Raw genomic sequence first — 14,044 nt, forward strand, 5'->3', positions numbered from 1 at the left:
TTTTTTATTCCTTATTCTGGAGCAGATTGATTGGTCTATTTTTTCATTTCAAGATACTATAGAAGATAATATTGTTGATAATACATCATGGAATATAAATAAAATATTTAACGTTTATTAGAATTTCAAAGAATTTTGTCTTTGAGCTTGCTTTATCTTTGAGTACTAGATATATATGATTTGTATGAGTATTTATTATGTTTACGCTTGTTATTCTGTTGGCTTTAGGCCTTACTGCTTGGACTGTTTCAACATTAATGAGTCAAGGGAAGCATCAAGAGGAAATTAAGCAAGAGTTGGGAAATATTTTTGAAAGTTTGAAGCATCTATCTGCTTCTCTTTCTGCTCTAGTCAAGCTTTTAATGAAGGATTCTATTGCTTCTGCTAAAGAAGATAACTTTGAACCAATCAAGTCTAATGTTATAGATCTACTAAACCTTAAAGATAAAGAGGAAGCAGCATGATTATCCTTTATAAATAATTTAAATATTCAGACTTCTCTTTTAAATTTTGCCCTTTCTTTTGTTTTCATTCCTAGCTTCTTCTAATCCAAGATGGTGAACCTGAGAACCATTCTCCAAGATCATCGTGTTTTGGATTAAATGTTGAGTCGGGTTCAGATGAATATAAATTAAGTCCATTTAGTAATTCATCTATTGGATTAGAAGCATGTTTTTTTCTTTGAAGAAACGAGGCTTTTCGTAACCAACTAGATACATTTTGATTCTTCGAAGCATACTTATTAATATAAATTCTTTCTTCAAGAGTTACGCTATTGCCCATAGACATTCTATTTAATATTTCTTGTATTCGAAGACGCGTCGCTGTGCTTAGCATGAGAAATTTTCTATCTTGTTCTTTCTAGCTTGGAATGCATTAAGTGCAAGTTGACTTTATTGAATGTTCAATCTTTTTAAGAAATTGATGGTTAAAGCTTTTCTCTATTTCTTGTGTGAAAATTTTTTTAAAGTTTCTATTTCAATAATGTTTAAAGTACTTTCTTCTGTTGCTTCAAGGTCAATTAAAGGAGCCATTCCATCTTCAAATGCTTGTTTCCATCGGGGAGCACAAAGACACCAGTGATCACCTTTTTTTAATCCTGGAAATCCCATTTGAGGAGAAGAGAGATCATTGCCTTGAGCTTTGCTGTATGTAAGAAACTGATTAGTCATCACAGCACATATAGTGTGCATCCCGTGATCAGATGTATCTGTTCTACATGCCCCATCTCGATACCAACCAGTCATTGGGTTACAACTACAAGATTTGAGTTCAGTGCCTAAAACGTTTTTTTGCGACATGCCTGATTTTATTCCTTATGGTTATATTATGTCTTTTATCTAATTGTTTCTCGAATATTAAAGGTAAAAGAAGATGACAGCGCCATTAATAAAAGGTGCCTCTGGTACCGGAGGAGAAAAATTAACTTCTGTCAACACTAATGAAAATAAGAAGGATATTTACACTTTTACTGCTAACGAATCAGTTTCATGGTCAATAAATGGTGGAGAGAAAAGTCTTTTTACTATTGATAAAGATACTGGAAAATTAAGCTTCATAGATGCTCCTGATTATGAATCAATTAAGAAATTAAATGGAACAACCTTAAAATTCACTACTAATTATTCTACGCAAAGTATAGGTGAAAGTTTTTATGTAGAGCTTTATGATGATCAAAATCAAACTAATAATAGTACACCAATTACAAGCAATAATTTTATTCAATATGTAAGTGATGGTTCTTACAATAAGACTCTAATTCATAGAGCAGTTTCTAATTTTGTTATACAAGGTGGTGGATATACATGGCCCTCCAAAGCATCGGATCAAGTAGGTGGACATCCATTAACAATTACTTCAAAAGGTGAAATAACTAATGAACCTATAAATTCTAATTTCATTGGGACAATAGCTATGGCAAAAGTCTCTAATAAACCAAATAGTGCAACTTCTGAGTGGTTTATAAATTTATCTGATAATAAGCATCTTGATTCTCAAAATGGAGGATTTACTGTATTTGGACATCTTCTAGGTGATAGTATTTTAAACCCCTTATTATTAAACAGTCAAACAATATATAATGTAACTTATAGTGATGTTGGTCTAAATTTGCCAGAGATACCTTTAAGTAATGTTCAGGGTAATGTTATCAAAGATAATAATTATTTTGCAATTCATTCCATTTCTGTAATTAATCAAAGACCCAGCAAAATTGCAAATGCATTTAATGTAATTGTTACTGCTGAAGATTCAGATGGAAATCAATCAAATCAATGTGTCATTGTTAAAGTACAAGATATTCAAGGTGAAAATCTTAATGGCATAAATGGACCAGACATTCTAAAAGGAGGTATTGGTAATGATGTCTTTCAAGGAAATTCTGGGAACGATACAATTGATGGTGGAGCTGATTATGATATTGCCACTTACTCAGGTAATTTTTCAGACTATACATTTCAAATCACAAATAAAATAGTGACTGTTACCGATAATCGTTCATCCACTAATGATGGAATAGATACATTATCTAATATAGAAAAATTAATTTTTGCTGATAAAAATGCTTTAGTAACAAGTAAAGAAATTAAATCAATTACATCTTTAGGCTTTCGATCAGAAAAGGTATATTCAGGAAAAAGTGATACTTTTAAATTTTATAATTTAGGTAATGATAAGTATGGCGTAGGAACCTCTTCGGGTATTGATGAATTAACTGGTGAATCTATTCTTAAATTTGATGATAAGAATATGAATCTAAAGAATGATATCAAGGCAACATTTGATCAAGTAACTGGTTTAAATACAGACTCTGGAAAAATGTTTCGTCTTTATAATGCTTCTTTTAAACGTCTACCTGATCCAGTTGGCTTGAGTTATTGGATTAGTAATTTTAGTTCTGGTAAAGACGACGAACGAGCAGTTGCATCATCATTTTTAGCTTCCGCTGAATTTAAAGAGCGTTACGGGGATAATGTATCTGATTCAACTTATGTTAATACTCTTTATAAAAATGTTTTAGATCGAGAGGCAGATAGCGGTGGTTTGTCCTATTGGTTGGGTAACTTAAACAGTGGTTTAGAAACTAGATATGAAGTACTTTTAGGCTTTTCAGAATCAATCGAGAACAAAGGCCTCTTCTCTGAAATGACTGGTTTATATTAGTGACTTTATTTGTATGTATAAGGTATAAAATATCTAAAGTATAGTTTTCAATTTTCAACTCAGCTTTCATTTCAAATTTCAACTAATAATTGAAAAAAGTTTAGATAAGGTTCAAATTTATTTCTTTGAATTAGATAATTTTATCCTAAGAGGTATAAAAGTATTTATTGAGTCTTTTACAATCTTTCATTGATTTTATTTCGCAACGCATCAGGCACTTAATTGAAAGTAAAAGGTTCAAGTTTTATGCGAAAAATTTTTGCATTTTTCCGTTTGAAAATTTGAGGATCTTGCCAAAAGACTCAGTCATAGTACACTAGTACTATTACTGAGTCTTTTGCTTCGTGGAAATTCTTTCTATTCTTTTAATTTTGCAATGTATTCTTTTGCTCGCTTCAGGTTCTGTTACTCCTCCTTTTTCTAGTTGAGTTCCTATTTGATTGCTCAATGATAATGGGTATAAACAGTTCATAAAGCAGAAATGTTGACTACTGTCTGAGTTTATTGATCTAGTAGTTCGGTCTTCCGCTCCTGTCTGGATTGATTGTGTTGTTAAGATTAAATCTTTAAATCACTATGAATTCGGGTGCTGAACGTTTTAATGGTCTGATGGCTATGTTGGGGATAGTCGCTGGTATTGGTGCATATGCTACAACTGGTCAGATTATCCCAGGAATTTTTTAGTTCTAATTAAAAAAGCTTTAAAAAATGTGAATAAGTTAGATAAACAAAATGTTCTTCTAACTTATTCTTATAAATCAATCAATCTTATTTCTTATCTTTTGAATTGCCCAATGCTGGAGCATTCATTCCGTCATAGTCTGGCCCGACCATCACACCGACTATTGCGAACAAAGCGATAAAAGCAATTCCAATAATCGGCGCTGTTGGTGCAGGTGTTGATAGCAAACCACCAAAAAGTGTTTGACTCATTTGAGTAAAGAAAGGATTAATGTTTTAGCTACTCATAATCAGTAGCGTGTAAAAGAGGGTAATTTCTACTTTTTTTTTTATTTTTTCTCAAATCTATAATTTGTCATTGAATAATTTCTATGGACCAGCGTAATTCTTGTAAAATTACCTTTAATAGCTTTTATCTAATAGCTTCGTTTAATAGCTGAAGTAGTATTAAATCTTTGAATTTTCGAAAATTGTTATCTGTATTACGGACTAAGAGAATTTTTTAGCTATTATTTGGGTATGTTTATCTAAGGAGGTGATCCATTGTCGCATCTACCAATCGGTCAAGAGTCAATGGAAATGAAAAAAATGTTTTCATCTATTGCTCCTGCCTTGAAGGGTTTTATTATTAATAGATTTATATAGGTACAATTATCTATTAATTCCTCAGCCAGCTGCATTGTAGCTGGCTTTTTTATGTCGTACCTATACCATTAAGAACTATTTTTATTTGACAGATCTATGGAGTTAAACTTTTTTCTAATTTTCTATTGATATATATAATAAAAAGGTTATTCTTAAAATAAGTAATTAATTCTTTTATTTCGATGTCTAATGAAGAAAAAATTAAAGTAGCCGAAAAAAGAATTATTGAATTAAAAACTTTAATTAATCATTGGAAGACAAGTAATATTTCATCAAGAAAAGCAACCGTAGATTTTGTCGAAGCAATGCTTTCCGATAAGCAAAATGCAAAGGCAGCTTGATGTTTACTAAAGTTAAATACTGTATACTCATATTGAATTTTTTGTGTTGATTAAGTACTAATTGATTTAAGTATTGAATACAACCAAAAAAGATATTGATAATAAAATTTACAGTAAATTCTTCTAAATTAATTAGAATCAAGTGAAATTAAAGTAAATGAAAAAATGAAGTTAGCTCGTGTTTTTAATGTAAAAGAGTATTTCTGGAATAACGTCAAAAAAATTACTAACACTTTCAGCAATTTGACAGTTAATGATCTCGGTAATGGTAATATTAAATGTGCTTGGGAGATTAGCCCCATTGACAATTTACGAATTGAACTTAGTAAAAGTTGTTTTTATGCTATTAGACTATTTGATATAAGTAATAATAGAAATATAAATACTTCAACTTGTATTATGAAAGAAATACAAGTAAATAAATTTCAATCTTCGATTTCATTTCCTATCCCTATAAATAAAGGTGTATATTATTTCGAGCTTGGCTATCGTAAGAAAAATGGTGAATGGAGAAAACTTGCATATCAAGATCTAAACTTAGGTTATAGAATAAAAAAAATAATTCAAAGTTTTGATAAAGATAATTGGTTTAATTCTCAAAAAATTATAGAAAATAATAATTCAACCCAGCATGAAGAGGCTTATCAGCTTTCATTAAATACAAATATTGGGGGGTCAGAAAAATTATTCTTAGAAAAGTAGCATTTTTTATGATTATCTCAAAGATATAAATTAAAATTTATTAATTTTAAACTTTTCAATATTAATTTTTTTATATGTGTGTCTTTATAGTATAATAGTTTCATGTATTTACAGAATGAAGGAAGAATTTGCTATTAGAAAAACTTTGGAAATAAATGCTTTTAGTAACATTGAGATTGATCAAGTTTTTAATTATTTAGAGACGTTAGATTATGATCTTGAGAATACAAGATATATAGGTAAAATTGTTTCAAAAAACGAACGGTTAGCTAAATATTTTTTTTTGAGAGATCAATTAAAAATTGATGTCAATTACTTAGACGAAACTTTTCATATATATGAGATTTTAGATCAATGTGTAGACTGGTCTGAATTTTGGCGATTACTTGTTATTAAAAAAGGTTTTTGTTGCATCCGTTTGTCTAGTGAGTTAAGTAAGAGAATCAAATTTGTATTTTTAGCTGGTCCTAATATTCTTTCAGGACCTACAGCAGATGAATCTGATTCAATATACGAGGAGGATAATTAATCAGCAAATCTTTATATTGAATTATGCTTAATAAAATTTTATTATTTCTTAATTCAGATGAATTACTTTGTTTTTATTATTTTGTTTTAGTCTTATTGGAGTTTAGCTTTTATTGTGTCTACTTATTTAATTACAGGAGCCAATAGAGGTATTGGTTTAGAATTGGCTCGTCAATTAAAAAATAGAGGGGAAGATGTAATTGCTACTTGCAGATCTACATCTTCAGAATTGAATTCTTTGTCAGTAAGAGTTGAAACTGGAATAGATATTACTTCTATTGACTCGATAATTAGGCTTAGAGAGAAGCTAAGTGAAACTAAAATCGACGTTTTGATACAAAATGCTGGAATAGCAGAATCGAATTCTCTTTCTAATTTAGATCGGCAAAGTATCTTTAATCAATTTGATGTGAATGCTCTGAGTCCTCTCTGCTTTGTACAAAGTATGCTCAGTCATTTAAGTAAATCTGCAAAAATAGCTTTAATAACTAGTCGTATGGGTTCAATAGAGGATAACAATTCTGGCGGTTCCTATGGATATAGAATGTCTAAAGTAGCTTTGTGTATGGCCGGTAAATCTTTATCTGTAGATTTAAAGTCTCAGGGTATTGCTGTAGCAATTTTACATCCAGGTTTAGTCAGTACTCGAATGACAGGATTTACTTCAAATGGTATTGAACCCAGAAAATCTGTTAAAGGACTTATTGAGAGAATTGACGAACTTACAATAAATAATACTGGAACTTTCTGGCATTCAAATGGAGAAGTTTTGCCTTGGTAAATTTCGTGACTTGGAGTTCTCAATTGATTACGTTAGTTTAATTATGCTCAAAATTTCTTTTATTGGTTTTTGAATTTAAATTAAACTAAATTCTTCCTTTTGTTTTTCTAAGTCTTTTGATAAAGCTAATACCAACTCCAGGAATTGTTAAAAGTTCCTCATCAGAAGCAGAAATAATTGATTCTGGTGTCATATATCCAGCTTCATAGAAATTATTACAGTTTTTTGCTCCTATTCCTGGAATGGAGGTAAGATTTACGCATCTATCTGAAAATTTTTCTCCTTGTTTATTGAAGATGTTAGAAATTTTATAAAGCTTTTTTTTTGTATTCAATAAAATCTTTTTGATTAACATTTTTTTTCTAATAGATATAATTAAATATGCATTAGAAAAAACTTCTCGCAAGCATAAATATTTTCTTTTGATGATCAATTTACTATTAATTGCGCAAAAATGTATTTAAAAATACAAAATAAACTTCTATACATTTGTTTTTCTTATATCCCAATTCTAGGAATATTAGTATTACTTGATTAATCTTACTTTTGCTACTTGACTTTGCAATTAGATCCTGCAGATTATTTTTAGATGTAAACCCTTCCTTTGTTCATAACCGTATGTGGCCAAAAAGGTGGAGTGGCGAAAACTTGTACCTCAATCCATCTTGCAAGTGTTTGGTCTTCTCAAGGGAAAAATGTTTGCTTAGTCGATGCTGATAGAAATCGATCTGCTCTTGCATATGGATCAAGAGGCAATCTAAAGTTTGATATTGTCCCTGTAGAGGCCGCAGCTAAGGCAACAAGATTTTCAGAAATTGTTATCACCGACGGTCAAGCTAGTACTGATGAAGAGGAGTTGAAACATTTGGCAGCTGGCTCTGATCTTGTGCTCTTACCTACAGCTCCTAAAGCAAGATCCGTTGAATTAACGGTAGAACTAGCAACATTACTTAAACAGTTAAATATTCCTCATGCAGTTTTACTAGTAAAAGTTGATTTTCGCCAAAAGAGAATTGCAAACGAAGCAAGAGAAGCTTTAGAAAAATTTGATTTAACTGTATTAGATGGTGATATTCCGTTGCTATCAGCTTTTGATAAAGCAGAAAACCAAGGAGCTGCAGTAATTGATGCTGTTGATGATAAAGGTCGATCCGATCCCAGGCGAATGTCTGGTTGGTCGGCCTATTGTTCCATTGCTAAACAAATTCAATGCCTGATTTCGAAGCACTTGTTAAACATCAACAAACAAGTCGCAGACCTGCCACTGAGCGCTTAAAAGTAGTTGAAAAACTTCCTGTTTCTAGTCTAAACCCTACTACTGATGGCAAAAACTTAAGTACCTTATTTTTTGGCTTTATAGGCGGTCTTTTAGGATCAATTATTGGTACAGGTTTGATGTTTTATCTTTCAGCTCAAGAATTAATAGATTACAAATTTCTTTTTTAATATTTGATTGCTCATCAATATTTTTTTAAGAAATCCTAGTAGCAAAAAATTATATATTTGATTCATATGTTCTTTTTGCAATATCGACCATATCAAAGAATGTTTTAGATTTTTGAAGTAGTTCTTTATAATTCCCAAAAGCTATTATTTCTCCATTCTTAAATTCATAAATGCAATCTGATCTTTCAATGGTAGATAATCTGTGAGCAATAGTTACTATCGTGCATCGCCTCCCAATAATTTCAATTGCATCCATTACTTCTGCTTCTGTTCTGTTATCTAACGCACTAGTTGCTTCATCTAAAACTAATAATTTGGATTGTCTATAAAAGGCTCTTGCAATAGCTAATCTTTGTCTTTGGCCTCCAGATAATCTAATGCCATTATCGCCAACTTGTGTGTATAAACCCATAGGCATCTCAGATACTAACTCTGCTAACTGAGCAGCCTTCAGTGCATCCCATACTCTTTCATTATCTATTAATTCTTTATCTAAACCATATGCAATATTTTCAATAATATTGCTATTTAATAAAGAAATAGATTGTGGAACATAAGCACAACAACCTTGCCAAGCTGGTACTTCAGTGTCATTAACTTCAACCCCATCTAATAATATTTTTCCTTCTGTTGGTCTAAGCAGACAAAGTAATTGATTTGCAGTCGTTGTTTTTCCACTACCCGTTTCTCCAACAAACGCTATTCTGGCTCCAACTGGTATTGTAAGATTTATATTTTTTAGAGTGTATTCTTCACTATTGGGATATTTATAACTTAGTTGTTCAAGCTTTATATTATTTCTTGGCTCTATTCCTTTTTTTGTTGGAACACCTATTGATCTTTTAGTTAACCTATTAGATGGTAGTTCTATCAATTTGAGGATTTCTTCTAAATCAGGTATTGATGAACGCAAAGATGTTAATGCTCTAAAGGAATCTTGTAATGGAGGTGTAAGTTTTAATGCAGCTACTGCAATTGTCGCTAGGAATGGAACTATTTCGATAAGGATTGAATTGTTTTTTCCAGTTATATATGGAAAAAGACCAATAGAAAATATTAATGTTATTCCAAAAGGTTCTATTAATGATCTAGGAAACTCAGGTAAAACTTCAGCTTTCCAAATAAAAGGGAAAGAATTCTTACCCGCTAATTTATATCGCTTTTCAAAATAAGATTCTGATCCAGTGAGATGGACATCTATAATTGTCTTCATGGATTCCGTTAGAATATTATTTGTCTCATTCTCTAACTTTATTCTCTGACGAGAGGAATACCGTATAAAAGGTGTCACAAATAATGAAATAAATATGTAAAAGATTAATAGACTTATAATTAAATAAAGTGCAATAGATTTTGCTATAAAAAGAACAGCGATACAAATAAAAGTAATAACACATATACCACTAGAAATTTGAAGGATTGGTCTTACAAGGAACTCTGAAACTCTTGAAATATTGATTAAAACTTTTGAAGATAGATCAGATTTTTTTTTGTTTAAAAAAAATTCATAGGGTTGAGAAAGTAATTTTTTTTGGGCTAGTTCTGATAAGTCTCTCCATATCGCCACGCGAAGTCTTTCTTGGGCAGCTTTAAGAAATAATTTAGAAAATGAAGCGAACCAATTCATCGCGATATATATGGCGACTAGGCTAATAACTTTTATTTTTGGATCTTCAGGGATAAAATTTTGTAATGGTAAAGGGGGTTGATTAGGCTGCCCAATAAAAACAGTAAATAATCTAGAGACAATTCCAACTACAATTACATCTACCAAGCCAGTCAAGGCAGCTACAGGAATTAATTTTAATAGAGACTTTCTTCTCCTTACTGGTAGAGCCTTGAGTAGACGCACCAATAGATAATAAGTTTTGCTAGTGCGTATCATTTTACAAAATTACTTAATTATGAGAAATTATTTATCCTTATTCAGCCAGTTCCTTGGGTGTTTTTTATGAGTTGTTTACACCAATGGGACATAACTCATTTAAAAAAATTCTGAAACAGTGTTATTGGGTGATAAATCAATTTATTTTAATTGGATCATGAGTGAACATTAATTAACAGTAAAATTCAGATAATTACTTTTTAGATGCTAATAAATAGAAAAAGAAAATTAATATTATTAATGGTAGTAAATAAACAATAATCATAAAACCTGATAAAAAGATAAATAGACTTAATAATGAAAGAACTCCTATTAAAATAATTGCAAGAAATCTTTTAATTCTATTTAGCCAGTAAATACCTTTCATTTTTTCAAGGAAAATCTGTAATTCTCTTCGTTTGGTATATAATTCTTTGAGTTCTTTTTGATGCCAAATAATCGATTCTTCTAATTTTGTCTTATAAATATTTTTACCTATATTTTCTATCAAATTATTTGAATTTGAGAATGTTGATCTTAATTTGGTAATTTGTGCTTCAAGTAAAGCTTTGCTAACTTCAGAAATTTTTTGATCTATTTCTGTGATTTGATTATTTTTTTGAGTATAAAAATCAAACTCTTTATTTGAATTGTATTTAACTATCTTATGGCTATTAATTTTTTTATATCTAAAAAATTTATACAAAAGGTTTGACCTAAACATTTGACTTACTATTATCTTAAATAGATTTGCTATGCGCATATTATAACCATGCCCTCCATAGTTTTTAATGGCAGCTACATAACAAAAAAAAATACTGGTATTGGTGTGGTTTCGAAGGATTTACTGACTTCTTTATCTCCAAACAAGATAACTACACTTATACCAGAGGGGCTAGGAATTGGTGGTGATATTTATATTCCTAATAACCTTTCTCCAGGGCAAGGTATAAAAAGTCATTTGAAACGTTTGTATTGGCTACAAAAAACTGTTCCAAGAATTATGAAAAAATTGAATGCTGAATATTTTCTATCCCCATTATTAGAAGCCCCATTATTTACGAATGTAAAATCTATTGTTTTGGCTCATGATTTGATACCACTAAGATATCCCTCTATTTCATTTTTAACTTTATTTTATTTAACATATATTCCATTGATTTTAAAGCAATCTAAGTTAATTCTATGTAATTCTATATCTACCGCAGATGATTTGAATATTTTTTATAACATACCTAGGCATAAATTATTTCCAATTAAATTGGGTTTTAATAATAAAAATTTTTATCCATTAAACAAAAAAAGAAAAAAATTTTTTCTTATTATCGGAAGACATAACCCACATAAGAATTTAGAAAGAGTTATCAAAGCATTTTCATTTGCCAAAATTTATGATTATCAACTTGTTTTTGTAGGTTCTTTTGATAAAAGATATACACCAAAGTTAGTAAAGATAATTGATGAATTAAATATTAGACATTTATGTGTTTGGAAAGGTTGGATTGATGATAATGAAAAATTATCTTTATTAAACGAATGTCATGCACTAATCATTGCAAGTCTCTGGGAAGGATTTGGACTCCCAGCTCTTGAAGCAATGGCTTGTGGAACCCCTGTCATAGCATCAGACAGAGGCGCTCTTCCTGAGGTCATTGGAAAGTATGGTTATTTGGTTAATCCATTTGATATTCAATCAATAGCTTTTGCGATGAATGCAGTTATTAGAGATAAAAAATGTTTTGAGAATGCTCTTCATGAGGGCCCTGCTAGAGCTGCTTCTTATAATTGGTTTGATACTGCCCGAGAAATAGAACAAATTATTCAACAAATCGATTAATCATTCTTTTTCTAACAAGAATAAAAATCTTTAAAAATTTAATAAGTATACAATTACTATATATCTAGTTTTCTGCTTAATTTGAATTTAGATTCAGTAAATTTATAGCCATATTGTACGTAATAAATTTTTCTAATAATGTTTTATTTAAGTTAAAATAATACTATAGTTTTAAAAGTCTATTTTTACAATATGCCTACTAAAAAATCTAAAAAGAAACTAACTTCCCAGACCATTGATCCAAATGGAGACCAAAAAACAACACCTAGAACTGCAAAAATTGTCCTTTTTGTATTTGGTGTTGGACCTTTAATCCTTATGTGTGCATTTTTATTCTCAAATGGATTTTTTAATTCACCTTAATAATTTATTTATTTTTAAGGGAGGCAGCGAGAGAACCTATCTTTAGATATTGATAAAAAAATCAATGCTAATGACTTTATTCTTCTTATATCTTCTTTTTAAAACATGATTTGTTTATTGATTGATATAAGAATCAATTATTTTGCGTTTCTAGCTAAAATTAACTTTTATTGTATTACAAATGCAACTCTATTTAGTTGATTGCCAGTTTCCCAATATTGAGAATCAACTTTCTGCCTATAAGCAATTTGTTGAATTTTGGGAAAATGGTGAGATGTCTAAGCAAGATAATTTTAATGGGTTTGAGATGCTTTTTCGTGTGCATGCTCCTGGAGAAGGACGGGTAGTAATTCTATGCAATGCAAATGGTGATAAGGAGCTTTTTCTACACTTTGCCCCGTGGAGAGCTCAGTTTGGTATCGATATGGAAATTACTCCTGTGATAAGTTGTCAAAATGTTGTCGATTATCACAAAGATCTTTTTGAAAAAATGTCGTAATTGTGTTAATGATTCTATTGGTAGTTTTTACTTAAATTAAAAAAATTAGTTAATTATCGATTTGATAATGCATTTTCGCTAGACCATATACTTTTTAATTGTGCTTTGTTTTTAAGTAATAGAATAGGAAGGCTAGCTAAAATCCCTAAGGAGATTAAAGCAAAAGAGTCAGTCGTAAATCTAGCAATGCCCCATTCAGATGAGACTAGCGCGATAATTGATAACTGCATGTCGAGTAAAAAATTTTAAAAAATATTATCAAATTATTTATTTTTAATTTAATTAGTTATTAAAAATTATTGTATTTATTTAATTTGTAAGAAATGTACAAAAGATAAATTTCCTATTGATTTTATGATAGCCAAATCCCTCCGTTTTTTATAGCCTCTAAAAAGTAATTAGAACTTCTTTCTTTTTTTATAGAAATTTCTTCTACTTTGTCCCTCTGATTGGATTCATTTTCTACTTTTGATATTGCCGGCAAACAAATTTTTGAAAAAATTGATTTTGCTTTGGCTCTTGCAAAAGCAACCATAGAGTTAAGTACGAGTAACTATTTCATAGCAATTTCAACAAGAAACTTGAAATTTCATAATCTTCCTTTTGGGATCACTCAGATTTTAGGTAAAACAAACTTTATTTTAAATTTTATACTTATTAATAAATGAGTAATTAATTATGCGTTGTTTTTTCTTTCTTGCACTAACAGCTGGAATATCCCTTCCAATAGTTGCATGCAATCCCAAGCCTGAAGCAACTCTTGAACCTGTTGTTGTGGAAACTCTGATTAGCGCAACTCAATCGTGGAATGGAGACTCCTTCAAGTATCCAAGAGGCCAAGCAGAAATGAAACTCCAAAAAATAATTGCTCAACCTGGTTTTAAAACACCTCTTCACTTGCATCCACAACCGGGAATTGTTTTTGTACAAAGCGGTACCCTGTATTGTGAGACTAGTGATGGGAAATCTTTAAGCGTGGGAGCTGGAGAAAGTTTCGCGTCATCCCAGAATACAGTTCATTACTGTCAAAATAATGGAGATGAAGAGGGCATAGTTTTTGTTGCATCAGCTGGTGCTAAAGACAAAAAAACCACTATTACTACTGAATAAAAAATTATGCTATTAAAAGTTGGTTTCTAAATACTATTCTTCTACAAATCATTGGCATCATAGATGAATAAAATAACTTAAATTT

Annotated in this window: 21 protein-coding genes; 13 read left to right on the top strand and 8 right to left on the bottom strand. The window is 30.3% G+C overall.

Features of this window, described 5'->3' with window-relative positions; all coding sequences use genetic code 11:
* Nucleotides 1-197: 197 nt before the first annotated feature.
* Nucleotides 198-464, top strand: a complete 267-nt coding sequence (locus AC6EJB_RS08350) for a hypothetical protein (RefSeq protein ID WP_498490908.1) — start codon at nt 198-200, stop codon at nt 462-464.
* Between the two features lie 70 nt (nt 465-534).
* Here AC6EJB_RS08350 and AC6EJB_RS08355 read toward each other — a convergent pair whose 3' ends face one another.
* On the bottom strand, nt 535-837 hold the full coding sequence (locus AC6EJB_RS08355; RefSeq protein WP_498490909.1) for a DUF8638 family protein: 303 nt from the start codon (nt 835-837) through the stop codon (nt 535-537).
* Nucleotides 838-941: 104 nt separating this feature from the next.
* Nucleotides 942-1,301 (bottom strand): DUF2237 family protein, encoded by a 360-nt coding sequence (locus AC6EJB_RS08360; protein ID WP_498490911.1) that lies wholly within the window; start codon nt 1,299-1,301, stop codon nt 942-944.
* A gap of 73 nt (nt 1,302-1,374) precedes the next feature.
* Here AC6EJB_RS08360 and AC6EJB_RS08365 point away from each other — a divergent pair, with 73 nt between their 5' ends.
* On the top strand, nt 1,375-3,162 hold the full coding sequence (locus tag AC6EJB_RS08365) for a DUF4214 domain-containing protein (protein WP_498490913.1): 1,788 nt from the start codon (nt 1,375-1,377) through the stop codon (nt 3,160-3,162).
* Nucleotides 3,163-3,738: 576 nt separating this feature from the next.
* Nucleotides 3,739-3,846, top strand: a complete 108-nt coding sequence (locus AC6EJB_RS08370) for a high light inducible protein (RefSeq protein WP_498490915.1) — start codon at nt 3,739-3,741, stop codon at nt 3,844-3,846.
* Between the two features lie 84 nt (nt 3,847-3,930).
* Here the strand turns inward: AC6EJB_RS08370 and AC6EJB_RS08375 are convergent, their stop codons facing one another.
* Nucleotides 3,931-4,095 carry a hypothetical protein gene (locus AC6EJB_RS08375; protein ID WP_498490917.1) on the bottom strand — a complete coding sequence of 55 codons (165 nt, stop codon included), beginning with the start codon at nt 4,093-4,095 and terminating at the stop codon, nt 3,931-3,933.
* Between the two features lie 575 nt (nt 4,096-4,670).
* Between AC6EJB_RS08375 and AC6EJB_RS08380 the strand changes: the two genes are divergently transcribed.
* The 4 genes from AC6EJB_RS08380 (at nt 4,671) to AC6EJB_RS08395 (ending at nt 6,840) form a co-directional block, all read left to right on the top strand.
* On the top strand, nt 4,671-4,829 hold the full coding sequence (locus tag AC6EJB_RS08380; protein WP_498490919.1) for a hypothetical protein: 159 nt from the start codon (nt 4,671-4,673) through the stop codon (nt 4,827-4,829).
* Between the two features lie 165 nt (nt 4,830-4,994).
* Nucleotides 4,995-5,531, top strand: a complete 537-nt coding sequence (locus tag AC6EJB_RS08385) for a DUF4912 domain-containing protein (protein WP_498490920.1) — start codon at nt 4,995-4,997, stop codon at nt 5,529-5,531.
* Between the two features lie 115 nt (nt 5,532-5,646).
* Nucleotides 5,647-6,060 carry a hypothetical protein gene (locus tag AC6EJB_RS08390; RefSeq protein WP_498490921.1) on the top strand — a complete coding sequence of 138 codons (414 nt, stop codon included), beginning with the start codon at nt 5,647-5,649 and terminating at the stop codon, nt 6,058-6,060.
* A gap of 114 nt (nt 6,061-6,174) precedes the next feature.
* Nucleotides 6,175-6,840 (top strand): SDR family oxidoreductase, encoded by a 666-nt coding sequence (locus AC6EJB_RS08395; RefSeq protein WP_498490923.1) that lies wholly within the window; start codon nt 6,175-6,177, stop codon nt 6,838-6,840.
* Between the two features lie 85 nt (nt 6,841-6,925).
* On the opposite strand, the gene AC6EJB_RS08400 is transcribed toward AC6EJB_RS08395, so the two are convergent.
* Entirely contained in the window at nt 6,926-7,195 is a 270-nt protein-coding gene (locus AC6EJB_RS08400; protein WP_498490925.1) for a helix-hairpin-helix domain-containing protein, read from the bottom strand.
* Nucleotides 7,196-7,444: 249 nt separating this feature from the next.
* Here AC6EJB_RS08400 and AC6EJB_RS08405 point away from each other — a divergent pair, with 249 nt between their 5' ends.
* Both AC6EJB_RS08405 and AC6EJB_RS08410 read left to right on the top strand, forming a co-directional pair.
* Complete coding sequence (locus AC6EJB_RS08405) at nt 7,445-8,116, top strand: nucleotide-binding protein (protein WP_498490927.1); 672 nt, start codon at nt 7,445-7,447, stop codon at nt 8,114-8,116.
* On the top strand, nt 8,050-8,286 hold the full coding sequence (locus tag AC6EJB_RS08410) for a hypothetical protein (RefSeq protein ID WP_498490929.1): 237 nt from the start codon (nt 8,050-8,052) through the stop codon (nt 8,284-8,286). Before AC6EJB_RS08405 ends, AC6EJB_RS08410 begins: the two co-directional genes overlap by 67 nt.
* Nucleotides 8,287-8,335: 49 nt before the next feature.
* On the opposite strand, the gene AC6EJB_RS08415 is transcribed toward AC6EJB_RS08410, so the two are convergent.
* Nucleotides 8,336-10,171, bottom strand: coding sequence for an ABC transporter ATP-binding protein (locus AC6EJB_RS08415; RefSeq protein WP_498490930.1), 1,836 nt, complete (start codon nt 10,169-10,171; stop codon nt 8,336-8,338).
* A gap of 193 nt (nt 10,172-10,364) precedes the next feature.
* Nucleotides 10,365-10,874: a hypothetical protein gene (locus tag AC6EJB_RS08420; RefSeq protein WP_498490932.1), complete on the bottom strand. Its 510-nt coding sequence runs from the start codon at nt 10,872-10,874 to the stop codon at nt 10,365-10,367.
* Between the two features lie 48 nt (nt 10,875-10,922).
* On the opposite strand from AC6EJB_RS08420, the gene AC6EJB_RS08425 reads away from it, so the two are divergent.
* The 3 genes from AC6EJB_RS08425 (at nt 10,923) to AC6EJB_RS08435 (ending at nt 12,849) form a co-directional block, all read left to right on the top strand.
* Complete coding sequence (locus AC6EJB_RS08425; protein ID WP_498490933.1) at nt 10,923-11,987, top strand: glycosyltransferase family 4 protein; 1,065 nt, start codon at nt 10,923-10,925, stop codon at nt 11,985-11,987.
* 192 nt (nt 11,988-12,179) lie between these two features.
* Nucleotides 12,180-12,350 (top strand): hypothetical protein, encoded by a 171-nt coding sequence (locus AC6EJB_RS08430; RefSeq protein WP_498490934.1) that lies wholly within the window; start codon nt 12,180-12,182, stop codon nt 12,348-12,350.
* 181 nt (nt 12,351-12,531) lie between these two features.
* Nucleotides 12,532-12,849: a DUF3303 domain-containing protein gene (locus AC6EJB_RS08435; protein ID WP_498490936.1), complete on the top strand. Its 318-nt coding sequence runs from the start codon at nt 12,532-12,534 to the stop codon at nt 12,847-12,849.
* A 53-nt stretch (nt 12,850-12,902) separates the two neighbouring features.
* On the opposite strand, the gene AC6EJB_RS08440 is transcribed toward AC6EJB_RS08435, so the two are convergent.
* Both AC6EJB_RS08440 and AC6EJB_RS08445 read right to left on the bottom strand, forming a co-directional pair.
* Nucleotides 12,903-13,079: a hypothetical protein gene (locus AC6EJB_RS08440; RefSeq protein ID WP_498490938.1), complete on the bottom strand. Its 177-nt coding sequence runs from the start codon at nt 13,077-13,079 to the stop codon at nt 12,903-12,905.
* 122 nt (nt 13,080-13,201) lie between these two features.
* The gene (locus AC6EJB_RS08445) at nt 13,202-13,384 is read right to left on the bottom strand and encodes a hypothetical protein (RefSeq protein ID WP_498490940.1); all 183 of its coding nucleotides are present in this window, start codon (nt 13,382-13,384) and stop codon (nt 13,202-13,204) included.
* 143 nt (nt 13,385-13,527) lie between these two features.
* On the opposite strand from AC6EJB_RS08445, the gene AC6EJB_RS08450 reads away from it, so the two are divergent.
* On the top strand, nt 13,528-13,959 hold the full coding sequence (locus tag AC6EJB_RS08450; protein WP_498490941.1) for a cupin domain-containing protein: 432 nt from the start codon (nt 13,528-13,530) through the stop codon (nt 13,957-13,959).
* The last annotated feature ends 85 nt before the right edge of the window (nt 13,960-14,044 follow it).

This window comes from Prochlorococcus sp. G4PB17, from assembly GCF_059772445.1.